At 42.2% G+C, this 24,154-nt stretch carries 20 protein-coding genes and 1 other RNA gene; 1 reads left to right on the forward strand and 20 read right to left on the reverse strand.

The annotated features are described in order from the left end of the window. Window positions 1-306: 306 nt before the first annotated feature. From OGM16_17835 to OGM16_17885, 11 genes are all read right to left on the reverse strand, one after another. Window positions 307-2,631 (reverse strand): SpoIID/LytB domain-containing protein, encoded by a 2,325-nt coding sequence (locus OGM16_17835; protein UYJ46603.1) that lies wholly within the window; start codon window positions 2,629-2,631, stop codon window positions 307-309. Between the two features lie 146 nt (window positions 2,632-2,777). Further along, window positions 2,778-2,957, reverse strand: a non-coding RNA gene (gene ssrS, locus OGM16_17840) — 6S RNA. A gap of 110 nt (window positions 2,958-3,067) precedes the next feature. Beyond that, window positions 3,068-3,520 carry a cytidine deaminase gene (gene cdd / locus OGM16_17845; protein ID UYJ46604.1) on the reverse strand — a complete coding sequence of 151 codons (453 nt, stop codon included), beginning with the start codon at window positions 3,518-3,520 and terminating at the stop codon, window positions 3,068-3,070. A gap of 134 nt (window positions 3,521-3,654) precedes the next feature. Further along, window positions 3,655-4,104 carry a Cys-tRNA(Pro) deacylase gene (gene ybaK, locus OGM16_17850; protein ID UYJ48510.1) on the reverse strand — a complete coding sequence of 150 codons (450 nt, stop codon included), beginning with the start codon at window positions 4,102-4,104 and terminating at the stop codon, window positions 3,655-3,657. A 120-nt stretch (window positions 4,105-4,224) separates the two neighbouring features. After that, the gene (locus OGM16_17855) at window positions 4,225-5,922 is read right to left on the reverse strand and encodes a DEAD/DEAH box helicase (GenBank protein ID UYJ46605.1); all 1,698 of its coding nucleotides are present in this window, start codon (window positions 5,920-5,922) and stop codon (window positions 4,225-4,227) included. Between the two features lie 493 nt (window positions 5,923-6,415). Next, window positions 6,416-7,375: a GTPase gene (locus OGM16_17860; GenBank protein ID UYJ46606.1), complete on the reverse strand. Its 960-nt coding sequence runs from the start codon at window positions 7,373-7,375 to the stop codon at window positions 6,416-6,418. Window positions 7,376-7,387: 12 nt separating this feature from the next. Continuing rightward, window positions 7,388-8,569, reverse strand: coding sequence for a CobW family GTP-binding protein (locus OGM16_17865; protein UYJ46607.1), 1,182 nt, complete (start codon window positions 8,567-8,569; stop codon window positions 7,388-7,390). A 236-nt stretch (window positions 8,570-8,805) separates the two neighbouring features. Next, complete coding sequence (locus OGM16_17870; GenBank protein ID UYJ46608.1) at window positions 8,806-9,624, reverse strand: metal ABC transporter permease; 819 nt, start codon at window positions 9,622-9,624, stop codon at window positions 8,806-8,808. Continuing rightward, on the reverse strand, window positions 9,611-10,462 hold the full coding sequence (locus OGM16_17875; protein UYJ46609.1) for a metal ABC transporter ATP-binding protein: 852 nt from the start codon (window positions 10,460-10,462) through the stop codon (window positions 9,611-9,613). Before OGM16_17875 ends, OGM16_17870 begins: the two co-directional genes overlap by 14 nt. Window positions 10,463-10,477: 15 nt before the next feature. Continuing rightward, window positions 10,478-11,488 carry a metal ABC transporter substrate-binding protein gene (locus OGM16_17880; protein UYJ46610.1) on the reverse strand — a complete coding sequence of 337 codons (1,011 nt, stop codon included), beginning with the start codon at window positions 11,486-11,488 and terminating at the stop codon, window positions 10,478-10,480. Between the two features lie 109 nt (window positions 11,489-11,597). Beyond that, window positions 11,598-12,275: an HAD family hydrolase gene (locus OGM16_17885; GenBank protein UYJ46611.1), complete on the reverse strand. Its 678-nt coding sequence runs from the start codon at window positions 12,273-12,275 to the stop codon at window positions 11,598-11,600. Window positions 12,276-12,501: 226 nt separating this feature from the next. Between OGM16_17885 and OGM16_17890 the strand changes: the two genes are divergently transcribed. Beyond that, complete coding sequence (locus OGM16_17890; protein UYJ46612.1) at window positions 12,502-13,857, forward strand: MATE family efflux transporter; 1,356 nt, start codon at window positions 12,502-12,504, stop codon at window positions 13,855-13,857. Between the two features lie 13 nt (window positions 13,858-13,870). On the opposite strand, the gene OGM16_17895 is transcribed toward OGM16_17890, so the two are convergent. From OGM16_17895 to OGM16_17935, 9 genes are all read right to left on the reverse strand, one after another. Next, complete coding sequence (locus tag OGM16_17895) at window positions 13,871-14,737, reverse strand: sugar phosphate isomerase/epimerase (GenBank protein ID UYJ46613.1); 867 nt, start codon at window positions 14,735-14,737, stop codon at window positions 13,871-13,873. An 18-nt stretch (window positions 14,738-14,755) separates the two neighbouring features. Further along, window positions 14,756-15,622, reverse strand: a complete 867-nt coding sequence (locus tag OGM16_17900) for a sugar phosphate isomerase/epimerase (GenBank protein ID UYJ46614.1) — start codon at window positions 15,620-15,622, stop codon at window positions 14,756-14,758. Continuing rightward, on the reverse strand, window positions 15,615-16,634 hold the full coding sequence (locus OGM16_17905) for a Gfo/Idh/MocA family oxidoreductase (protein UYJ46615.1): 1,020 nt from the start codon (window positions 16,632-16,634) through the stop codon (window positions 15,615-15,617). The genes OGM16_17900 and OGM16_17905 overlap by 8 nt, the downstream gene beginning before the upstream one ends. Further along, entirely contained in the window at window positions 16,631-17,785 is a 1,155-nt protein-coding gene (locus OGM16_17910; protein UYJ46616.1) for a Gfo/Idh/MocA family oxidoreductase, read from the reverse strand. Before OGM16_17910 ends, OGM16_17905 begins: the two co-directional genes overlap by 4 nt. A gap of 16 nt (window positions 17,786-17,801) precedes the next feature. Beyond that, window positions 17,802-18,635 (reverse strand): carbohydrate ABC transporter permease, encoded by an 834-nt coding sequence (locus tag OGM16_17915; GenBank protein ID UYJ46617.1) that lies wholly within the window; start codon window positions 18,633-18,635, stop codon window positions 17,802-17,804. 11 nt (window positions 18,636-18,646) lie between these two features. Next, on the reverse strand, window positions 18,647-19,552 hold the full coding sequence (locus tag OGM16_17920) for a sugar ABC transporter permease (GenBank protein UYJ46618.1): 906 nt from the start codon (window positions 19,550-19,552) through the stop codon (window positions 18,647-18,649). A 113-nt stretch (window positions 19,553-19,665) separates the two neighbouring features. Then, window positions 19,666-21,000 (reverse strand): extracellular solute-binding protein, encoded by a 1,335-nt coding sequence (locus OGM16_17925; GenBank protein ID UYJ46619.1) that lies wholly within the window; start codon window positions 20,998-21,000, stop codon window positions 19,666-19,668. Window positions 21,001-21,113: 113 nt separating this feature from the next. Then, on the reverse strand, window positions 21,114-22,958 hold the full coding sequence (locus tag OGM16_17930; protein UYJ46620.1) for a histidine kinase: 1,845 nt from the start codon (window positions 22,956-22,958) through the stop codon (window positions 21,114-21,116). Between the two features lie 13 nt (window positions 22,959-22,971). Next, complete coding sequence (locus OGM16_17935) at window positions 22,972-24,060, reverse strand: response regulator (protein UYJ46621.1); 1,089 nt, start codon at window positions 24,058-24,060, stop codon at window positions 22,972-22,974. Window positions 24,061-24,154 lie beyond the last annotated feature (94 nt).

A 24,154-nucleotide genomic window follows, 5' to 3' on the forward strand; every position in this document is an offset into this window, starting at 1 on the left:
TTCTTCCATATGCATGGCAACTAAAAAACACGGTTCAGAAAGCATTTTTTCTTTCCTGAACCGTGTTTTTCTATACATATTTTCTATACATATTTTGGTTACAGTTCAGCCATGACATCTTCTTGTTTCCATATTCATGAAAACAAGAAGCTTGGTGGTTCCACCATATGCTGATTTGGATGAGAAAGTGCTTATGCAAGCAAGCTTGCAACACACTCCCTCATTCAAACCAGCGCATGGCTGAACTGTAACATATTTTCTGTTTGCTCCGGTCAGGTCTCTGCCCTGCTTTCTGTCAAACGGATCTCATTCCGTCCTGATCTTAGCCCCATGGTAGAAGAAATCAAGGATATCTTTATATGTCTTTCCTGCCTTCGCCATACTGTGGGCACCGTTCTGGCTCATTCCAACACCATGCCCAAAGCCGCCACCGTATACACGAAATACAATGCTTCCGTCCTCTGCTGTACGCTTTTCAATGGAAATAAAAGCACTTGGAAGGGACGCTGTTCCTGTCATTTCCGTTCCGTCCTGTTTCTTTATTACAAGTTCTGTATTTCCAAGCATACTTCTTACCTGACTCTGGCCTTTGATCTTGCAGCTTCCTCCATCTCCTTTTACTTCTACTTCGGAGGCAATCCCACCTAAACCTCTGGATACCACATTTACATCCGTCACATTTCCCACATCCGTGATCTGTTCTGAAAGAATACCTGCCTTTATATCTACATGCCACCGGAACATTGGATAAGAAGCATCATAAGAAGTAATATTCTGAGAACGTATGTATTCATCAAAGGTATCATTATCTTCCACCGTCAGCTCCCTGGCGCCTTTTTTGATCTGCATAGAACGCAGATATGGCAATGCTTCTCCTTCTTTGCCCCATACGCTTCCATCTGCCCCATGACCGCAGGAAGTGGAATAATAAAAAGCTTCTATAGGCTTATTGTTATAAAAAAGCATCTGGCCATAGGTTTCATTTACAGCCTGATCCGTCCGCTCACTGGTGTTGATATTGTTATAAACCTGGAAACTGGTGCTGTCATCTACATGGGCACCATACTGACCATAAGCATTTCCCTGGATCTGGCGATAAGCATAGGTACGGGCGCATACTGCCTGTGCCTTTAACGCCTCTTTTTCATAAGAAGCAGGCATTTCACTTGGGACTACTTTCTTTAAATAATCTTCCAGATACAATTCATTAATAAGGACCAGGCCTCCCTCTTCTGCTTTGACTTCCATAGAACCGCTGTATACAGGCTGTCCCTGGCCACGTTCTAAGGAAGTAACGATAATACCTTCACCGTCCTCTGGTTTTAAGGTCATACGGCCTTTTTCCAGCTTTTTATCTGTTGCTTCAAAGGTAAATGTATCTCCTTTTTTAAATGAACTGCTTTCATGATCCCCATTTTCTTTTTCGTATATCATTTCTCCATCACAATTTGCTGTAAGTTCAATGGTATCATGGAAGATCTGCTTAAACCCATTATCCATGATCAGCACACGGATAGTTTCTGCATCTAAAGGCTGCTCCAGGATCGCCGCACTAAGCTTCCCATCTGCTGCCACAAACTCCTGTAAGTCATAACCTACCAGGATGCTTCCTTTTCCAAGAACCTGGAAATCACCATATGCCTTATATACATGGAAATTATCATCTAACGGAACACAGCCATAGCCTTCCAGTTCAATGGAATCATCTGTTACAGCAAGAACCTTTCCCCGGACCCGTTCTTTTTTCACTGTAACCTTTTTTAATTTACCTTTTTCCATATGCAGATCAGCTACACAGGATTTTAACTCATCCTTTTTTTTCTCCGCCTGGGAAACCAGCCTTCCTTCTGCTGTAAAGGTTCTTAAATATTTGCCGATATATACAGTAAACTGGTCTTTTTCTACATCTGAGATCCAGATATTCTTATAGACCGGCTTATCTTCTATAACCTGGGTCATGCCCGCTATTTCCTGTCCTCTGACCCAGAAGCGTATCTCATTGTCCAAGTATGCATCAAGAGCCAGTCCTTGGAATCCGAAGTTGCCTTCTGTTGTATAAGCTGTCCAGCTGTCTGCCTGTTCCATATTGGAAGGAGTACCGAACAAAATAGCAGAGATTTCTTTCATGCTGCCTTCCTGATCCGTCTTTTCTACCGCTGCCCTGTAAATATCCCACCAATCATTTCTGGCAAATGTTTTTTTCCTGTTCCAATGGGTCATTCCCACCTGTTTCTCTAAATCGCCGGAAACTTTCCCCATCATATAAGCTGTGTCTTCGTATGTAAGATTTCCCTGGGCCGATATAAGGGTAGCCGGTGTCACCTTCGGATCCAGATATCCTTTTTCATAGAGATAATCCATATATTTTACAAACCAGTTGCCTTTTTCTTTATCTGTAAATGCGGAAATTTCCCGGTCTGCTGCCATATTTTCCAGATTCCCAGGATCCTCAAATATCAGTGCCATGGCCTTGGCTGCCTCTGCCCTGGATATCCCCTCTGCCGGCGGCTCTGCTTTTACAATAAATATCATAAGAGCGATCACTGCCACCAGGATCCCGCTCATCCACAGGGTCATCTGCTTTTTAGTGATCTTCAGATCCTTTACATTTATTTTCCAGTTCATTTTCATAATGTCTTTATCACCTTATCAGCACGAATATCACTGGTATATCTTCTTTTTTAATATGTATGCGATCAGCGCATGCATTTCTGTTTCAATTTCTGCATTATGCCACAACGAAAGAAAGCAGCGAGAACCCCGCTGCTTTTATCTTCTGTGACCCCAAGATGCCGTCTCTTACTTATTGACGCCTAGCAATGCTAGGTGGGCAACCTCACTTAAACTTCTGCCTTCCACGCTTAAAAGGAGGCATGACATCCGCTTAAAAATATTGGAATCCCTTTAGTCTAATGTAGGTTCAAAATTGGTAAGAACTTCGCACATCCCAGGTGATCACATATGTGCTTCATTTATTATGGTGCTATTATAACCCAACATTTTATGTTTTTCAAGCCTGTTTTTTTAGTTAATATTGTTATATATTGTTAATATTTATCCTTTAATATTATTCAAGATTCTCAGGTCCAAAACCTTCTGGCAGCAGTTGTGATAAAGTATATATCTTCCACTCTTCTTCTGACTTTACCAGGATGATCTTAAAATCCGGCTTACAGAATTCCCGCATCACCTGGCGGCAGACGCCGCAGGGGGCACAGTAATCCTTTACTACTCCGTTTAAGCCGCCGCAAAGGGCAATGGCTGTAAAATCACGTTCTCCTTCACTGACTGCCTTAAAAAAGGCGCAGCGCTCTGCACATACAGAAGGGGTATAAGCGGCGTTTTCTATGTTATTTCCTGTATAGACAGCACCATTGCCGCAAAGAAGTACGGCTGATACGTGGAAATGAGAATAGGGGGCATAGGAGTTTTTAATACCTGCAAGGGATTTTACCGCCAGTTCCCTGATCTGATCTTTTGTAAGGGCATCTGAGGCAACAACAGTCTGTTTTTTTTCCATATTGCTTTCTCCTTTTCTACAATTCACGCATTAAAATCGGTGATCGGCCTTTCTTTGCATCTTTTTTCACTTGCAAGCCTGCATTAAGGTACCTATATCACTTGAGAACGTTTTGAGGCGACCGTGACCATCGCCTACACTAATCCCACAAAGATTCCATCCACATACTCCCGCAGATCCTCAGGGCTTACAGTGACCTGTACACCCCTCTGTCCTGCGCTTACCATAATTGTATCATATAACTGGGCAGTTTCTTCAATATAAGTTGGAAATTTTTTCTTCATCCCAATAGGAGAACAGCCGCCACGGATATAACCGGTAATGCCTAACATATCCTTTACATGGATCATCTCAACTTTCTTTTCTCCGGCTGCTTTTGCCACCTTCTTTAAGTCCAGCTCCTCATCTACCGGGATACAGCATACAAGATATCCCTTTTTCTCCCCTTTTAACACAAGGGTCTTATACATCTGGTCATGATCGATCCCCATGAGGTCGGCAGCATGGCTGCCGGAAAGGTCATTTTCATCTACTTCATATGTTCCTGTCTCATAATGGATCCCTGCTGCGTCCAACAGCCTCATTACATTGGTCCTTACTTCTGATTCTGCTTTTTTTCCTTTCAAACTTATCACTCCCTGCATATTGGAAAGACACCCTGCGTTTTTCAGAGTGTCTTTTATATTTTTTATTATGATTACCTATTATCTCTTGGAATTTGCTTTTTCTACATGGATATGTTTGCCTTTAATGCGGGCATGGCTCATAGCATTTAATACATCTTCTGCATATTCAGCCGGTACATCTACGAAAGTATAACCATCATACATGTCAATACTTCCTACCAGACGTCCAGGAATACCGGATTCACCGGCAACTGCTCCCAGAATATCTCCTGGTGTTACACGCTGGGATTTACCAATATTGATAAACAGTCTTGCCATTCGTTCTTCGCCGCCGTTTAATACATAATCAACAGCTGCACGGTCAGTAGCCCCTTTACGGCGGCCACTGTTCCTGCCACGGTCTCTGCCTCTGGAATTTCTTCCATAGCTGTCCAGATCGTCTAAGGATCTTGCAGGCATGTAATTGTCAATGATATCCTCATTATCATCGCCCATGCTCATTTTTAAAAGGGCTGCTGCCAGATCTAAGGAAGTATAATCATCTTCCATCAGCTTCTTTTCAATGATATTTACGATCTTTGTCAGATCTGTATCATTTAAAATGTCCTGAACCTGGTCTAAGATCTTGTCTGCCTTGATCTCGGTGATATCATTTAAGGATGGGATCGCCTGTGGAATGATCTTGGTCTTGCAGTAACGCTGGATATCACGGAGCTTGTAAACTTCCTTTCCAACTACCAGGCTGAATGCCTTTCCTTCTCTTCCCGCTCTTCCTGTACGTCCAATACGGTGTACATAATATTCATCATCCTGTGGGATATCGTAGTTAAATACTGCTTCTACATTTCCTACATCAATACCTCTTGCTGCCACATCTGTAGCGATCAGGATATCGGTGCGTCCGTTTCTGAAGCTTTCCATTACACGGTCACGCTGCACCTGTTTTAAATCACCATGAAGACCTTCTGCAAAATAACCTCTTCCTTGAAGAGCCTGGACCAGTTCATCTACCTGGCGCTTGGTGTTGCAGAATACAATAGACAGCTTTGGAGAGTACATGTCTAACAGACGGCACATAACCTCTACTTTGTTTTTTGGCTTTACTTCATAGTAATACTGGGTCACTTTCGGCACAGTCAGCTCTTTTTTGATCACGCGGACGGTTACCGGGTCTTTCTGGAATTTCTTTGCAATGTCTGCAATGGCCTGAGGCATGGTTGCAGAGAACATCAGTGTCTGGCGTTCTTCCGGCAGCTGGCTTAAGATGGTTTCCATATCCTCTAAAAAGCCCATGTTTAACATTTCGTCTGCTTCGTCTAATACAACAGTATGTACATGGTCCATTTTTACGGTTTTACGGCGCATATGGTCCATAACACGTCCCGGAGTACCTACTACGATCTGGGTGCCGTCTTTTAAGGCGCGGATCTGGCGTACAATGTCCTGGCCGCCGTATACAGGCAGGACCTTGATGCCGTGCATGAATTTGGCAAAACGGCGTAGTTCCTCAGCAACCTGGATTGCAAGTTCTCTGGTTGGGAGAAGGACAACGGCCTGAAGCTTCTTTACCTTCGGGTCAACCTTCTGCAACAGAGGAAGTCCGAAAGCAGCTGTCTTTCCTGTTCCCGTCTGAGCCTGACCGATCATATCTCTGCCTTCTAATACAACAGGGATCGCCTGGGCCTGAATTGGAGAAGCTTCTTCAAAGCCCATCTCTGTAATGGCTCTTATGATACGGTCATCTAACTGTAATTCTTCAAATTTTGTAACATCCATTAATTGTTAATATCCTCATTTCTATTCTTTTCTTTCTATATCGTCTCTAAGTTCCGCAGGAATATGAGCCTTAACTTTTCAACATGTCATTGTCCACTGACCTTCGGTTTGCACATGTTCGCCTGTGTCGGATTACATCCGCCACATTCGTACATCTGCACTCAGGATGTGGACAATCGACATGTTGAAAACGGCCCATATTCCTGCATTGAGCACTTAGCGTTCGTCTTCCAGAACGCTTACGTGCGAAAGCACTTCGTTGCACTTAGTGAGGTATTTCACGAACTTAGTGCAATCGAAGTTACCATATGTTTTTAATATGCAATAGCAAGAAAATGAGAGGTGAAACAGGCACGCACATGCAGGCCTTTCATCCTCTCACTTTCGTACGAACAATAACTATATCAGAGTTTTCTTTTTGTGTCAATGTAAGAACTTACACAACTGTTCTTCCTTACACCTCCTGAAAATAGCATTTTCACAAAAACGTCAGTTAAAACTGCACGATATCCTTGATTTCAGCAGCTTTTTCCACATTTTCAGCATAAAGGACGGGACCTTCGCCGTGATAATCTCTCTGGTATTCTACGCCAACCTTGGCGCATACCTTTACCCATTCTTTGGTCTTATACTTTTCTGCATCTTTCCATTTGCACATAAAGCCTAAAAATGTCATATCTGCCTCGCAGCAGGTCATGGCCATACGCCCCGGAACAAACTGCCCCTTTGGGAATTTAGGGCTTTTTAATACCATGGCAGTAAACTCAACTGTCTTTCCTTTGTATCGCTCCGGCTGATCCATGCAGTCAATGTACCAGATACCGTAATCTTCCGGTTTGATCTGGATCACATCTGCATTAATATCGTATGGAAGGTCTTCTTCCAGAGTTGCCTGCTCGATCTCGCCATTCTTGTCTTCCAGAACAATCTCGCTTTCGCGGCTCATGGCACGGATGGTACGGCGGTAAGAAGTCAGCTTCTCATCTGCAATGCCGTCACAGCGGTTTACAATGACCAGTTCAGAATTACGAAGCATTGCACCAAGGAGCGGCTTCATATTCTGGATGTACAGATCAAAGGTAGAACCATCGATAATGGTGATCTGCTGGTAAATGTTCCAGTCATCCGGCAATGTCAGCTCATCCTGATTCCACATGCCATTCCACTCTAAAAGGACACGCTCCGGACGGTAGATCACTTCCAGCTCATTTAAGTAAGCTGGAGTCAGCTTGGAAAGTTCATCTACATATACAACTGCAGTCTGATGCTTTTTTAACTTCTTTTCATCATATTCTGTATCCCCTTCTTCACAGACGATCAGGAGTGTTTTTCCCTCTGTCTGGAAGTATTCCTGATCCATGGTAAATTCCAGGAACTGGGTTTTTCCGGCTTCCAGAAAACCATTGATCAGAAAAACAGGCATTACATCTTCATCTATCTCGTTATTTCCCATTCTAAAACCTCATTAGCCTCTTCCGAATACTTTGTTTAATTCCTCTTCCTTCAGGCTTGCACCGATGACGCAGACCTTACCTGTATAATCTGGCTTTCCATCACGGATCTCATACTGCTCTGGTACCAGGTCAAAATACAGCCATTCACCAGGATTTTCTGTAGGAAGCATTCCCTTTGCTCTTAAAACATCACCAAATTCCTTAGTCTCTGCCAGACGTTTTAAGATATCTTCCAGCTGATCCTTTGTTACAGGAACAATGGTCTCCATTCCCCAGCTGGTAAATACTTCGTCTGCATGATGGTGATGATGATGCTCGTGATCATGGTCATGACCGCAGCAACACTCATCGTCATGGTCATGATGGTGATGTTCATGATCCCCGTCCTCATCATGGTCATGGTGATGGTGCTCATGATCGTGGTCATGGCAGCAGCACTCATCATCGTGGTCATGATGGTGATGTTCATGCTCTTCGTCCTCATCATGGTCATGGTGATGGTGTTCATGATCATGGTCATGGCCGCAGCAGCACTCATCATCGTCATGGTGATGATGGCTCTCTCTTACTTCCTCTAACAGATCATCTAACATAGTATCTCTCTTCTCGATAATCTCAAGAAGCTGGCTTCCGCCCAGTTCTGCTAATGGAGTAGTAACAATAGCAGCCTTTGGATTCTTCTCACGGATCATCTCAACATCCTTCTGGATCTTTGCAGTATCTGTGATATCTGTACGGCTGAGTACAACAGTTCCCGCATTCTCAATCTGATTGTTAAAGAATTCACCGAAGTTCTTCATATACATTTTACACTTTGCAGCGTCTACAATGGTAACAGCACTGTTTAATGCAACATCCATATCTGCAGATACATCAATAACAGCCTTCATAACATCAGAAAGCTTGCCAACACCTGATGGCTCGATAATGATACGGTCTGGCTTGTACTTAGTCAGTACTTCAGATAAAGACTTTCCGAAATCGCCTACTAATGAGCAGCAGATGCAGCCGGAGTTCATTTCACGGATCTCAATGCCGGAATCCTTTAAAAATCCGCCGTCAATACCGATCTCACCAAATTCATTTTCAATGAGGACTACCTGTTCACCAGAAATAGCCTCCTGTAAAAGTTTCTTAATAAAAGTAGTTTTTCCAGCTCCAAGGAAACCGGAAATAATATCGATTTTTGTCATCGTATGTTCCTTCTTTCTTCATTGAATGCTTTCAAAACGGACTTGTTACCTGACGGCAGCATCACCATAAATGAAAGCCAGTCGTTACGTGCCTTTGGCAATGGGGCTTTGATGCCCCTGTTTTTCAATCTGTCAATTAAGTATTGTGGCACAACCTTTCCTTAATGTCAAGTAAAGTGCCCAGCTTTCTCATTAACTCCTGTTTTCATGTTGATCCCAAACCATTTTTACGCTTTTTACCGTTTCTTACCTAACGCCTGCCACATGGAAAACAGACCAAAGGCGATGAGATTTACCACCACTACGCTGGCACCTGCCGGCATGGAAAACTGATAAGAAGCCATCATCCCCAGCAAAAAGCATACCAGTGAAAGGATTCCTGAAGATACCACCACGCTGGTAAAGCTTTTAAACACACGCATGGAAGTAAGGCACGGGAAAATCACAAGGCTGGAGATCAGCATGGCTCCCATCATACGCATGCCCAGTACAATAGTAACAGCTGTAAGTACGGAAATAAGCATATTGTAGGCACCTACATTGACTCCTGTAGCTTTTGCAAAGTTTTCATCAAAGGTAACTGCAAATACCTGGTTGTAGCAGAGCACAAACAGTCCTAGCACAATGATACACAGCACTGCTGACAGCATCACATCTTCTTTTGTCATTGCTAAAATACTTCCAAACATATAGCTGCTTACATCTGTGGTCATTCCTGTTGTTAAGGATGTTACAATAATACCGATAGCCAGGGAACTGGCAGAGATCATAGCAATGGCGGCATCACTTTTGATCCGGCTGTTTTCTGTAATTCGAAGCAGGAAAAAGGCAGCCAGCACAACCACCGGAATGGATACCTTTAAAGGCGACCACCCCATAGCCAGGGCAATAGAAAGCGCTCCAAAGGATACATGTGAAAGTCCGTCACCGATCATAGAATAACGTTTTAACACCAGGCTTACGCCTAAAAGAGAGGCACACAAGGATACAAGCATACCGCCGAATAATGCCCGCACCATAAATGGATAAGACAGCATTTCACTAAGCACGTTCATGGGTATTTCCTCCTTCTATCTTCTGGTGACTATGTGCGTGGGTATGACCGCAGGAGCATTTCTGCTCGTTATTTTCCAGACCATCCCCATTTTTTGCCATATGGCATGCAGCTGTAGGAAGGCACTCTCCCTGTTCCTTTTCATGGAAGAAATGACCTGCTGCCTTACTGTTCATATAATCATGGGCCGGGCCGTAGAAAAGTACCTGTTTCTGAAGATGCAGGATCTTATTTGCTTCCTCTACTGCATTTCTCAGGTCATGGGAGACCATGATAATGGCTACTTTGTCTTCCCTGTTCAGCTTCCGGATCATAGAATAAAAATCCTGGATCGCCATTGGATCTAATCCGGTAATAGGCTCATCTAAAATAAGAAGCTCCCTGGTAGCGCAAAGTGCTCTGGCGATCAGCACTCTCTGCTGCTGTCCGCCGGACAATTCTCTGTAGCACTGGCCGGCCAGCTGGGTAATACCCAGTTTTTCCATATTGGCAACTGCAATATCTTTTTCTGTTTTTGAATAGAAGGGACGCCTTCCTCTTCTGCTTAAACAGCCGCTTAAAACTACTTCTCTTACAGAAGCCGGAAAATCTTTCTGGGCTGCTGTCTGCTGGGGCAGATAACCGATCCCCGTTGTTTTCAGCCCTTCTGCTACAGTCAGTTTGCCGCCTGATGGCTTTAAAAGTCCCAGTAATCCTTTGATCAGGGTACTCTTACCAGATCCATTTTCACCTACAATGCACAGATAATCTCCAGGGCAGACTTCCATGTTTACATTTATAACCGCATCCTGATTCTCATATCCAAGATCAACATGCTCACATTTGATCAATGGTTCCATTTTTGATCATTCCTCCTATAAAAGCGCTTCCTGCAGATTTTTTGCGTTCTGCTTCATCAGCTGCAGATAAGTGACCCCTTCATCAAACTGCCGCCTTGTTACATTATGACAGGAATGAAGAAGAAGTGGTTTTGCTCCGGTTTCTTCACTGATGATATCTGCGGTGCGGTGACTGGACAGTTCCAGATAAAATACTGCCTGGATCTGGTTTTCCCTTATACGGTCAATAAGATAGGCAATGGTCTTTGCACTTGGCTCTGTATCTGTACTGCAGCCGGAAAATGCAGCCCTGTAGGACAGACCATATTCCTGGGCAAAATACCGAAAAGGAAATTTGTCCGCTACCACGATCATACGATGACGGCCATTAGAAACAATGTCCTTAAACTTATCATCCAGTTCCTTCAGTTCTTTTTCATAGCTGTTTTTATTTTCTTCAAAATAGGGGGCATTCTCAGGGGATACCTCTTTTAATATTTCTGTGATCACTTCTACTAACTTCATTGCATTGGCAGGTGATGTCCAGATATGTTCATCATATTCAATGTCCATTTCATGTCCATCGTGATCATTAAAAGTTATATGAGATAAATCCTCATGAGTTTTTTCCTCATCACGGTCATGGATATGATCTTCTTCTGACTGTCCATGGGCATGATCATGATCTTCATGAGAATGTTCTGTATCTTCCATGCCTTCTACGGTCTCTTCTTCCAGTACATCCACATAATCCATCATAGTCAGGATATTCATGTTTTCTGTATCCAGGGAAGCAGTTACTTTTTCTACCCACTGCTCCATCTCACCACCATTGCACACCATCAGGTCTGCCTGCTGCATGGTGATCATATCTGCAGGCGTCGGCTCAAAGGAATGGCTGTCCATTCCTGCAGGAACTACCATTTTAAGTCTTACTCTGTTCCCGGCGATCTGGCGGACAAAATCATAGTATGGGAAAATAGTGGTCACTACCAGAGGACGGCTATCCTTTTCATCCGATGAAACTGAGGGAACATAATTAGCCACACCAGAAATGCTGCACCCAGAAAGAAGCATAAGACATATTGCGAGAAAAATACTCACGATACGTATTCTTAAACTACATTTTTTCTTATATGATCGGTTCTGTTTTAATTTATTCAATATGATTCACTGCCTTTATATAATCAATCACCTGGAAGGGAGAATCTGCCACAAGCTTTGGTGTAAATGCCTCCAGCTCTTCTCTCGGCCGAAATCCCCAGGTCACACCTACTGTATCTACCTGCGCTGCCTGCCCTGTTTTCATATCTGTGTTGGTATCTCCCAGATACAGACACTCCTCTTTTTTAAGTCCCAGCTCCTTTATCAAAGCCACTACACCGTCAGGTGCAGGCTTTTTTTTGATGCCCTGCGCTTCTCTTTCTCCGTATACCTTATCAAACGTATTATCTCCAAAAACATAGGATACATTATCAAGAGTTCTCTGGTGTGGCTTATTTGAAAGAACTGTCGCTAAGATCTTATGTTCCTTTAAAAAGTCCAGAAGTTCAGGAATGCCCTCATAAGCTTGTACTTTATAAAGACAGCAGTCTTTAAAAACCTCGTTATATATATCCAGCGCTTCCTTATAATGGGTCAGTTCTTTATCCCCATATGCTATCAGCGAACGTTCCACCAGCTTTTTATAACCATCCCCTACAAACTGTTTCGTATCTTTTATAGAGACCGGTCCCAGTCCAAAATGCCCCAATGTCAGATCTACAGACCTCTTTAAGGCATAAATAGAATTCACCAGCGTTCCATCCAGGTCAAATATACAGCATTTATACATGATGATCACACCTTTCTTTTATCTAACCCTTTTTGTTCAAAATCATATCGGGGTAATCATAGCATAGAAATAAAGATTTTTCCAGAACTGATTTATTTATAGAAAAATATGATATATAATGAGTGTAGGGAAAAACAAGCGGCTACGTCATCAGGCAGTAGGGCGTGCAAGCCCGGGGTTCGTGAGTATACACCGCCAGAACAAATCAGAAAGGAATTACTTTACCATGTCTTCCACTACATCATCGAAAAGCCAGAAAATGACTGAAGGCAATATCACCAGGCTTCTTGTTATGTTTGCCCTTCCACTCTTTGTGGGCAACCTGTTCCAGCAGTTTTATAATACTGTTGACAGTATTGTTGTGGGAAATTTTGTCAGTAAGACTGCTCTGGCAGCTGTTGGTTCTACAGACTGTATCATCAATACCATTATCGGTTTCTTTACCGGACTTTCTACTGGTGCGGGTGTAGTGATCGCCCACAGCTTTGGAGCTGGAAATAATAGATCTCTTCACCGTGCCGTACATACTACGATCGCATTGACCATTGTATTATCCGTGATCTTTACCATTGCAGGACTGGTCTTATCTCCTGTATTCCTTCAATTAATGGATACTCCTGATGATGTACTCCCGGAAGCATCCCAGTATCTGCGCATTTATTTTGCAGGCGTATCAGGTTTGATGCTCTACAATATGGGGTCTGGTATCCTGCGGGCTGTAGGAGATTCCAGACGTCCTTTATACATACTTATAATCTGCGCTCTTGGCAATATCTTTTTTGACCTGCTGTTTGTGATTGTTTTCCATGCAGGTGTGGAAGGCGTTGCCTACGCTACCATCCTTTCACAGTGGATCTCCGCTGTGCTGGTACTTGCGATCCTTACTCGGGAAAAAAGCTCATACCATCTGATATGGAAAGACCTGCATATCCACAAAGGAACTGCCATGTCTATCTTTCGCATTGGCTTTCCTGCGGGCCTTCAGATCGCCGTCACCTCTTTTTCCAATGTATTTGTACAGTCTTATATCAACCATTTTGGTTCTTCCTGCATGGCAGGCTGGACCACTTATGGGAAACTGGACAAGTTCTGTCTGCTGCCGATCCAGAGTATCGGTCTGGCAGTCACCACCTTTGTAGGACAGAACCTGGGGGCTGACAACATGAAGCGGGCCAGAAAAGGAACAAACGTTGCTCTTCTTCTTTCTATTGCCACTGCTCTCATCCTTATGGCTCCTGTGATCATTTTCGCCCCACTTCTGGCATCTCTTTTCAACAATGACCCAGATGTACTCTCTTACGGCGTTCATTTTATCCGTTTAATGATGCCATTCTATCTGGCGATCAGTTTTAACCAGATTTTTGCAAACGCATTAAGGGGCGCCGGAAATTCCGTCACCCCTATGGTCATTATGATGGGAAGCTTTATTGTCTTCCGTCAGATCTATCTTTACTTTATTTCAAAATACTTCAATAATATTACCGCTACTGCCCTTGGATATCCTTTAGGATGGGTATTATGCAGTATTTTGCTTATTATTTATTATTGGAAAGTAGGATTAAATGTAAAGAAGAAGATTTAAAAATCTGTGTTTCTTATACATCCTGACCCAGATTTTTAAGGATCTTTCTTAAAGCTTCGCAGGCAACGGTGAAGGCCTCTGCCCCATCCATCTGCTGCATGCCCTTTAAGCTTTCGCCATCTCTTTCCAGATTTTTCAAGCCGTCAAATTCAGTAAGGTGAGGTTCCAGGGAAATAAATCCTTTATATCCGTGTTCAAACAGATCTTTCAGGATTTCCTGGATGTTTCCATCTCCCTTTCCTGCCGGAACAATCACACCATCAGCCTTTCTGGCATCTTTCACATGGATATATTCAATATATGGTTTCATTACGCTGTATGCATCCCATGGATCCTGTCCGCACTGAATAAAGTTGGCAAAATCAAATACTGCCTTAAAATGATCGCCATAAAACTCCTTCATAAGCTTTTCACAGCGCATAATGCTGTCCCCATAAATATCCTTCTCATTTTCATGCAGCAGGATCACATCCTGCTCCTTACCCACGCGTATCAGCTGGTCCAGCTGTTCAAATACGGTTTCTTTATATCCGTCTGGTTCTTCACCCTCAGGCATAAAAAAGCTGAACATCCGGATATATCTGGTATTTAATACATGGGCCAGTTCAGCCACATGTTTAAAATGTTCCAGATGAGGTGTAAAATCATCTTTAATATTGATCTTTCCTATGGGTGATGCCAGAGAAGAAATGGCGATCCCCTGATCATCCAGCTTACCCTTGATCTCTTTTACTTCTTCTGTGGTGTATGTGTCGATTCCCTTCTTTTCCACACCCCGGATCTCCATGTGGGAAATCCCTAATTTTTTTAACACCTGTATCTGTCTGTCAAGAGAAGAAGAAATCTCATCTGCAAAGCCGGAAAGGACTATCTTATCCATGTATTATTCCTCCCAGACTTACAGATATTTTTCAAATCCCATATCGCAGATATTTTTTACGCTGGTCCTGATACAGTCAAATGGATCTTTTCCATAGGTCTGATCCTGCTCAATAGGCAGATAAATAGCTCCACCTTCTACAGAAGCTTCAATGATAGCCTTCATATCCAGATTTCCTTCTCCAATCTCAGCAAACTGGATACACTGCTCCTTGTGGAAGATCTCAGGAGTTGGCTGTCCATCTGGGAAATAAATACGGTAATCTTTCAGATGTACCATATCTTCTCTGCCAGCTAAACGTTTGATCCATTTTACAGGATCCTGTCCTGCTCTCTGGATCCAGTGTACATCGATCTCAAAGCCAACCAGTTCCGGATCTGTATTTTCTACCAGCAGTTCAAAACCTGTTTTTCCATGATATTTTTCAAATTCAAAATGATGGTTGTGATAATACAGCTTCAGTCCATTTTCCTTTAAGATCTTTCCATAGCGGTTTAAATCCTCTGCAGCCTTGTAATATCCCTCTTCATTATGGATACAGATAGATGGGATCAGTGAGTCTCTTACATATGTAACTCCCAGACGTTTATTGGCTGCAATAATACGGTCCATATCTTTCTCAACGTCAAAGCCCTTGGCATTTGGTCCAAATAAAGGCTTATAGTTTAAACTGGTAGACATTACAGTCACACCATGTTTTGCAGATGCTTCCAGAACCTGATCGATATATTCATCTGTCATATCTACCTGTGACAGTTCAAAATAAGAAAGTCCTGCTGCTTTCACTCTCTCAAAGGTATAATCCGGTCCCTTATCCCACATAATGGTCTTGACCATAGACATGTTTAACGCGATCTTAGGTGATCCTTTCTTTGCTTCACTCATTTTTATCAAGCTCCTTCCATTCTACGATCCTGCTCTCAAGAGAGGACTTACGGATTCCTTCTATTAAAAGAATTACTTTATCATCCTTTACACTGAAATACTGGTCTGTTTTTCCTTCCAGCATATCATAAAACCGGCGGATCAGGTCTACATGACCGCTTCCGTAATAGGTTTTCTCTCCTGGGAGACGTTTATCTTTAATGAGCAGTGTTTTTTCATTCTCATTTTCCTTTGGCCCATACCACAGACCATAATCTTTGATTGTAAAGCTGCCTTTTTCGCAAACTGCCTGAAGTTCGATACTTGAATTCTTTACATAAGTAACGGTTCCGAAAAATGTACCCGCAACACCATTTTCAAATTCAATATGGGCAACTGCTGTATCTTCTACTTCGATCTCATGGTGAAGCAGATTGGAGATCTGACCTGTAATATTTTTGATCGGTCCTCCAAGAAGCTGCATCTGATCCAGGGTATGGATCGCCTGATTGATCATGCATCCGCCGCCGGCCTGTGCCATACTGGCTCTCCACGGTGACGCCTGATAATAATTCATATCACGGGACCAGATCGCCACAGCTTTGATTCCTAAAAGCTTTCCATATTCACCTGAACCGATCATTTCCTGCAGCTTTACAAAAGTAGGATTTAAACGGTTCTGGAAACAGATAGCCAGTTTAACCTGATACTGGTCTTCCAGTTTCTGCATCTGGCGAAGCTGCTCTCCATTCATATTGCTTGGCTTTTCACAAAGAATATTTATCCCTCTCTTTGCACACTCTGTAGCTGCTTCCAGATGAAGATAATGTGGAAGGCAGATATGAGCTGCATCCGGCTTTTCTTTGTCCAGCATTTCTTTATAATCTTCGTAGAAATGGACACCTTCCGGCAGTTCTTCTTTTTTCTCTGGTTTTACATCTGCTACTGCGACCAGCTCTACGTCATCCATTAAAGCCAAAGCTTTTCTATGGGTCCTTGATACGGTTCCCAGGCCAATGATCACTGTTCTCATTTGTTTTCTTTCTCCTCCTTCACCTTTTCCTGAAGTTTTTCATAGAAAAGATCATCATCCACAGGAAGAGTCACTGAATGGCCTAACCAGTCAGATAAAAACATAGAATTTGCAATCTCAACTGCCTTGATTCCTTCTGCTCCCGGAGCGATCAGCTGTTCTCCCTTTGCAATTGCATTAGTAAAGTTAATAAGAACATCAATATGCTGCTGATCCCAGTTTTCCGGGCATTCAAAAGTTTCTTCTGTATACAGCTTCTGCTGTGTCTGGCCTTTCACCAGTGCAAGCATCTGTCTGAAATCCAGTTCATGATTCCATACATCTTCCGGCTTATCCATTTTCTTAACAACAACGGACTTACTGTCTGTAATAATGATTTTTCCGTTATCTCCATGGATCTCCAGACGGTCTGTTCCCAGTGCATCATGAGTACAGGTGATAAAAGTACCTGTTGCACCGTTTGGATATTCAAAATAAGCAGTTACATCATCTTCTACTGTAATATTGCGGTGAGAACCATATTTTAAATGGGCTTCCATAAGAGATGGCATTCCACACAGCCACTGTAAAAGATCCAGCTGATGAGGCGCCTGGTTTACCAGAACACCACCGCCTTCGCCGGCCCAGGTAGCACGCCATGCACTGGAATCATAGTATTTCTGTGTTCTCCACCAGCTTGTTATGATCCAGCTGACACGGCGCAGATTTCCAATGGTTCCTGCATCCAGGATCTCTTTTACCTTCTGATATAAAGGATTGGTCCTCTGATTAAACATCATGGCAAATTTAACATCCGGGTGTTTTTCTGCTTCCTCATTCATCTTACGGATCTGGGATACATAAACTCCCGCCGGTTTCTCCACCATTGTATGAATATTTCTCTTTAATGCTTCAATCGCTATTTCCGGATGTAAATAATGAGGCACAGCAATGATCACCGCATCTATTTTTCCACTGTCTAAAAGCTTTTTGTAGTCATCATAAACAGTTACTGTCCCGGGAAGATTTTCCTTTGCCCATTCTCTTCTTTTTTCATCAATATCGCAAACAGCTGTAAGCTCGGCCCCTTCGATCCGGTTTCCAACCAACCAGCCAGAATGACTGGTTCCCATATTGCCAATACCGATCACACCAAAACGTACTTTTTCCATAGACTATTCTCCTCTCTTAGCCCTTTACTCCGGCTGAAGCAAAGCTTTCAATAAAATATTTCTGTGTAAACAGGAACAAAATGATCAGTGGGATCAATGAAACAGTAGCTCCCGCCATGATCAGTGCATAGTTTGTAGATGCATCTTCCTGAAAACGCTGAAGACCAACTGTAAGTGTAAACAACTTATCATTAGATAAGAATACTAACGGATTAATATAATCATTCCAGCTCCAGCTAAATGCCAGAAGCAGTGCTGTCATAAGTCCTGGCTTTGCCAGAGGCAAAATCAGCTTTAAGAAAATTGCTGGATGGGAAGCTCCATCCAGATAAGCCGCCTCTGTATACTCAAAGGGAATCTGCATAAATACCTGACGCATTAACAATACCCCAAATACTGAAAACAGACCTGGAAGGATCAATGCCAGATGGGTATTGGTAATGTGCATACTTTGAAAATAAATATACTTTGGAAGCAGCAAAACCTGTCCCGGTACCATCATAGTTGACAGATACACCATAAATAAAATTTTCTTTCCCCTGAATTTTAATCTTGCAAAGGCATATGCTGCCATAGTGGTGATACACAGCTCTCCAATGATCGTAATGAAAGTTACTTTTATAGAATTTAAGTAATATCCAGGGAAGTCACTTTTTGTAAATACAGTTACATAATTTTGAAAATTCCACCTTTGCGGGATCAGATGCACCGGAAATTCCATTACATCAATTTCATACTTAAAGGAGGTGGAAAGCATCCATAAAAATGGAAATATAAACATAAGGGCAAATATCCCTACAATGATCGTGGTAATGATACGTATTACCAGACGTTTTCTCTGATATCCCATGATACAGCCTCCTAGTATGTGAATTTTTCTTCCAGCTTCTGAAGCACGGTAGAAAAGATAAATATAATCACAAACAGCACAATAGCTACTGCTGCTGCATAACCGATCTTATATTCCTTAAATGCATAATAGTAAATGGCCTGTACCAGAACCGTAGTAGAAAATCCCGGTCCACCCTCTGTAATGATATTTACCTGGTCAAAGATCTTAAAAGAGTTGATAGTTGCCAGTGTGATACAGAAGAAAATGCTGGATGCCATCATAGGAATGGTTATCCGGAAAAATGTCTGGATATTATTAGCTCCGTCTACTGCCGCAGACTCGTAAACTTCTGCGGAAAGTCCCTGCATGTTTGCAAGAAGGATAATGCAGTAATAACCTACATCATGCCATACAGACATCATGATAATACCCTTAAGGGCCCATTTTGAACTGATAAACCACTGGGGCGGGTTTGCAATGTGGAATACATTGGTTAAAATTGAGTTTACCGGTCCTTTGTCTGGATACAGCAGCACCATCCATACAGTTGCTACGGAAACCAGGGAAGAAATATAAGGCATAAAGGTCATCATACGGATCGGTATCTTACAGAACACAAATTTGTTCAGAAGAGATGCCATGACCAGAGCGATTGAAATGGTCAAAGGTACATAAGAAAATGAATATATCAGGTTATTGCGTATTGCAGATAATACTCTGTCATCTTTTAATATGTTTTGAAAATTTTCAAGTCCTGTAAATTCTACACCTGCAACTCCTTTCATTGGATTCCAGGCAGTAAATCCCAAAAACATGGACATCAGGATCGGTACTAAAATAAAAACAGTTGTTCCAATCAAGCTGAGAAAGAGGAAGCCGTAAGCAGCTCTCTCCTCTCTCAACTCCATCCTGTTCAGCTTGTGTCTCGATTTCATAGCCGTTTTCAGCTTCCTCTCTTTAAATATTTAAGATAAAAGCGTTGCCAAGCGGCTATACGAACTACGTGGCTGCACGCAAGTGCGTATAGACATTTGGCAACTGACTTTCTTTATTTACCAAGTGCCTCGTTTACACGGCTTTCAATACTGTCTAAAGTATCTTCCAGGGATTTCTCACCATTAAAATACTGTTCGATCTCTTCTTTGCCGATCTGCATATATTCAGCACCCTTATTGCCAATGATCTTGTTGGTTGTAAGCTGTACAGCCGGATCAAAGAACTTCTTTGCGTAGGAAACATCAAGTCCTGAACCTTCGCAGTAGATATTTACCATATCATCATTGTATGCTGGCAGATAAGTAGGAAGATTTCCTGAAGCTGCAATGTAATTGGATGCATTTTCTACATAGTAACGGATAAAGCGCCATGCTTCTTCTTTATGCTTTGAATTCTCAGGAATACCCAGTACAGAACATGAATAGTTGCTGCGCAGTCCTTCTACGGATTCATCAAATCTTGGCATATAAGCAACACCTACCTGGAAATCAAATGGGAACTTTTCTTTGTTCTTCATATCTCTTACCAGCCAGCTTCCTGCTGTTACCATTGCTTCTTTTCCGCCTAAGAAGGAGCTGTTGATAGCTGCCTTTGCTGCTACGATCTGTCCGTAAGGCATCTGGATTCCTTCATCGTCTAACATCTTACGTGTTTCCAGTGCTTTCTGCCATGCTGGATCCTTAATGTTACATTTACCGTCTTCTGTATACCACTGGCCCTTCTGTGCTGCAATGGTTGCCCACTCATTTGCATAAGTATGGGTATAGGTTCCGTAGATTCCCTGATCTTTTCCCCATTCAGCCATTTTACGTGCTGTTTCGATATATTCGTCTAATGTCCAGTCATCCTTTGGATACTCAACTCCGGCCTTGTCAAACATGTCTTTGTTGTAATAAACAACGCTCTGTGTTGCACGGAATGGGATTCCGTAATATTTACCGTCATACTGTCCCCAGATTGCATATTTTCCAAAAGACTTGTCCATATCTACGCCGTCTTTTGCAATAAAATCATCCAGTGGAGCCAGCATACCGGATTCAAAACGGGTAAACTGATCACCGTCAGAAATAGGCATTACGTCCATATCGCCGCCGCTCATTGCCAGGATGTCCAACTTTGTAAGACGCTCACCATTAGCAGGAATGCTGTGTGCTACTACCTGGATATCAGGATTTGCAGCATTGAAATCATCAATGAATTTCTGATCCGGGATATCCCAGTCATAATAATTGATCACTACAGGATCACCCTTTGCCTCTGCCTTGGTTTCTGTAGAAGCAGCTCCTGTGGTATCTGCTGCAGCTGTAGTAGCCTCGGTTTTTGCTCCGCATCCTGCAAGCAGACCTGCTGCTGAAAGGCACATGAGAAAAGCAACTGTTTTTTTCATACGTATTGTCCTCCTGAAATTTTCTTGTTTGTGACTTATGTTGTCACTTTACGTTCATCGTGTGTATATTATTACAAGTTTTATACAAAAGGACAATGTGAAAAGTTTTCATTTTAGTCAGATTTTTTCATTGTATCTTCATTTATCTGAACAATCTGATATTCTAATGGGAAATTTATAAGTGTACTTGTACCTTTTTCTTTACTGCTGCTTATAACAAAAGAGGCCTTGCTTCCATAACACAGCCACAGCCTGCGCATAATGTTACGAAGTCCCACGCTCCCCTTTCCTGTATTACCTTCTTCCTCTTCTTTATCAATATCTTTCCACTGCTGCCTTAAATGATCCAGCTGCTCTTTTGCGATCCCATGTCCGTTATCCTGGACTGCCAGACTGATCAGGTCTCCTGATTTTTTAATGGATATATGGACAGAACCTTTTATATTCCAGGGTTCGATACCATGCTTAATAGAATTTTCTACTAATGGCTGGATCAGATTTTTTAAGATCATGGCATCCTTTACATCATCCTCTACTTCAATCTGATATTCCAGTCCTTCTTCAAAACGGACCTGCTGCAAATACATATAGAGTCTTACATTTTCAACCGCATTGCTCACCTTTGCATAAATACCGGATGTATTCATATTGCTGCGGAACAGCTGGCCTAAAGCCAATATCATTTCAGAAACCTCTTCATTTCCTGCCATCAATGCCATCCAATTGATAGAATCAAGGGTGTTGTATAAAAAATGGGGATTGATCTGCATCTGGAGTGCCTGCATCTGTGCCTGTCGTGATTCAGCGATCAGGCTCTGTTCTTTGATCTTCGCTTCATATACCTTATGGATCAGATTATCCAGCTGTTCTGCCATATCCTTAAACCGGGTAAATAACCGGTCTATTTCCAGGATACCGCTGTTTTCATTTCTTATATCAAAGCGGCCTTTTGCTACCAGCTCACATTTTTTCTCCAAAAGGCGTACCGGGCGGCTGATGGATTCTGCATTACGCAGGGAAACCAGAAGAAAACCGATCAGTAAAAGGACAGATATCACGGCACAGATCAGAATGGACATGTAAAAATTCTTTAAGATCGACTGCTCCGGGACCATGCAGATAATATACCAGTTCATATTCTGTGATAATTTTCCATATGTAAATAATTCTTTTTGATCATCATTTATAATATACATATTATTCACAGGATTTTTCAAAAACCGTGTTTTAAAAGTCGTCCCGTTTTTCTTATCGTCCGTTCCCCCTATGATCTGGTAACGTTCATTGACAACCATCATTTTCCTGTCTTCACTGCCTGTATATTCCTGTTCAAAATTCAGTAATCCATCCAGGTTCACCGTAAAATAAACACAGCCTAATTCTTCGCCCATACGTGAACCATCCATACTGGATATTGAACGGATCTTTTTTACTGCCGAAATGGTCATATGGTAGCCGTAATTATCCCTGGATTTATGGATCGTATCACTAAGCCACACAGTTTCTCCTTTTGAACGGTCCATTTTTTCAAACCAGCTATATTCTGCAGACTTTTTAAGTGTATTAAACTCATACAGGCTTCCGATCATACTTCCATCTTTTGCAAAAACAGCAATATTATCGATCATATATAAAGAACTGGAAGCGCGGGCAATACTGCTGTTTACAGCCATGCGCATTCCATAAACATCTTTACTTTCCTGTCCTTCTTCCATATTACGCTCATTTAAAAGCTTCTGAAGCTCTGAATTATAAATAATATCCCGTATTGTTACCTCAATACCATTTACTCTCCCACTGATATCTTCATTTTTCTGCCGGACTGCTTCCTGATTGGCCTGTATAGCAAATTTCCGGGACAGATTTCCCAGAAGAACATAGCTTACAATGCAGATCAAAAAAACGGAAATCACAATTGAGCAGTAAGATGTAAGGATAAAACGTGTTTTTAATGTCATTGCCCGCTTCATATCATACCTCGCTTTCCCCGTTTAACCGAAGGATATAATCTCCCGGCGAGATCCCGAACCGTTTTTTAAAGGCATCTGTAAAATAACGTGAACTGGTATAGCCGGTCTTATCAGCGATCTCATAAATTTTATATTTCCGTTCCATTAAAAATTCCCTGGCTTTTTCCATACGCACAGATACAAGATAGGATTTAAAGTTCTCTCCATATGTCTTTGTAAATGCCGTGGACAGATAACCATAGCTTACATTCAGCTTATCAGCGATCTCCCGTAAAGACAGATCTTTTTTGCTGTAATTTACATCAATATAATTTTTCGCCTTGCTGCTGATCAAAATAGTAAATGACTCTGAATTATCTTTCAGGCAAGACGCCAGCATCTGCATGTCTTCTTTTAATATCTTTGAAAATTTTTCCTGGTCTTGATCTGATAACTGATAAATCTTAAATAATGGCGGTGTATCCATATGAAAATACATGGCTGCTTTGCGCAGGGATTTATAGCAGTATTCCCTTATCTGCCTGCTGTCCATTTTTTCCATCTGCAAAAACCACTGATCTACAAATCCATCCAATTCTTTATACCGTCCTTCTTCCAGAACCTGTATCATTTTAGTCTGCCACTCATCATCACAGCCTTTCTTTTCCGGGTCTGCACCTCTTCTTACCTCATACTCTGACTGAAGGTACTGTTCCCTGCGCTCCCTGCGCTGTTCCTGATCCAGCTCTTTGCAGATCTTCTGAAAAGTTTCTGTGATCTTTTTAGGATCCAGGGGCTTTAAGATATAATTTTCCACTTTCAGTTCAATGGCTTCCCTGGCATAATCAAACTCGCTGTACCCGCTGATCACCACTGTCTTTAACCCCGGCAATATCTTTCTTGCCTGATGGATCAGTTCCAGTCCTGTCATCTCCGGCATGCTGATGTCTGTTAAAAGGACATCAACTGGTGTCTTTTTGATCAGTTCCAGCGCTTCCATCGCATTTCCAACTGCCCCCGCCATTTCAAATCCTATTTCTTCCCAGTGAATGATCTTGCTTAATCCACGGCGTATCATGATCTCATCATCTACGATCAACACTTTATACATGATCCAATATCCCCTTTTATTCTCTCATATATTCTTAGCTTAATGCCTAGTATAATCCACAATAATTATCCGCCCCTTTCACTTGTCTAATTTT

Source organism: Lachnospiraceae bacterium (assembly GCA_025758065.1).
GTDB lineage: Bacteria > Bacillota > Clostridia > Lachnospirales > Lachnospiraceae > Enterocloster.

Excerpts from the sequence above, each read along its gene's own strand:
- OGM16_17875 (UYJ46609.1), bottom strand. The coding sequence starts at position 10,462 with ATGGAACCATTGATCAAATGTGAGCATGTTGATCTTGGATATGAGAAT.
- OGM16_17910 (UYJ46616.1), bottom strand. The coding sequence starts at position 17,785 with ATGGAAAAAGTACGTTTTGGTGTGATCGGTATTGGCAATATGGGAACC.
- OGM16_17930 (UYJ46620.1), bottom strand. The coding sequence starts at position 22,958 with ATGACATTAAAAACACGTTTTATCCTTACATCTTACTGCTCAATTGTG.
- OGM16_17835 (UYJ46603.1), bottom strand. The coding sequence starts at position 2,631 with ATGAAAATGAACTGGAAAATAAATGTAAAGGATCTGAAGATCACTAAA.
- OGM16_17870 (UYJ46608.1), bottom strand. The coding sequence starts at position 9,624 with ATGAACGTGCTTAGTGAAATGCTGTCTTATCCATTTATGGTGCGGGCA.
- OGM16_17895 (UYJ46613.1), bottom strand. The coding sequence starts at position 14,737 with ATGGATAAGATAGTCCTTTCCGGCTTTGCAGATGAGATTTCTTCTTCT.
- OGM16_17915 (UYJ46617.1), bottom strand. The coding sequence starts at position 18,635 with ATGGGATATCAGAGAAAACGTCTGGTAATACGTATCATTACCACGATC.
- OGM16_17905 (UYJ46615.1), bottom strand. The coding sequence starts at position 16,634 with ATGAGAACAGTGATCATTGGCCTGGGAACCGTATCAAGGACCCATAGA.
- OGM16_17890 (UYJ46612.1), top strand. The coding sequence starts at position 12,502 with ATGTCTTCCACTACATCATCGAAAAGCCAGAAAATGACTGAAGGCAAT.
- OGM16_17855 (UYJ46605.1), bottom strand. The coding sequence starts at position 5,922 with ATGGATGTTACAAAATTTGAAGAATTACAGTTAGATGACCGTATCATA.
- OGM16_17900 (UYJ46614.1), bottom strand. The coding sequence starts at position 15,622 with ATGAGTGAAGCAAAGAAAGGATCACCTAAGATCGCGTTAAACATGTCT.
- OGM16_17920 (UYJ46618.1), bottom strand. The coding sequence starts at position 19,552 with ATGAAATCGAGACACAAGCTGAACAGGATGGAGTTGAGAGAGGAGAGA.
- OGM16_17865 (UYJ46607.1), bottom strand. The coding sequence starts at position 8,569 with ATGACAAAAATCGATATTATTTCCGGTTTCCTTGGAGCTGGAAAAACT.
- OGM16_17935 (UYJ46621.1), bottom strand. The coding sequence starts at position 24,060 with ATGTATAAAGTGTTGATCGTAGATGATGAGATCATGATACGCCGTGGA.
- OGM16_17925 (UYJ46619.1), bottom strand. The coding sequence starts at position 21,000 with ATGAAAAAAACAGTTGCTTTTCTCATGTGCCTTTCAGCAGCAGGTCTG.
- OGM16_17885 (UYJ46611.1), bottom strand. The coding sequence starts at position 12,275 with ATGTATAAATGCTGTATATTTGACCTGGATGGAACGCTGGTGAATTCT.
- OGM16_17860 (UYJ46606.1), bottom strand. The coding sequence starts at position 7,375 with ATGGGAAATAACGAGATAGATGAAGATGTAATGCCTGTTTTTCTGATC.
- cdd (UYJ46604.1), bottom strand. The coding sequence starts at position 3,520 with ATGGAAAAAAAACAGACTGTTGTTGCCTCAGATGCCCTTACAAAAGAT.
- ybaK (UYJ48510.1), bottom strand. The coding sequence starts at position 4,104 with ATGAGGCTGTTGGACGCAGCAGGGATCCATTATGAGACAGGAACATAT.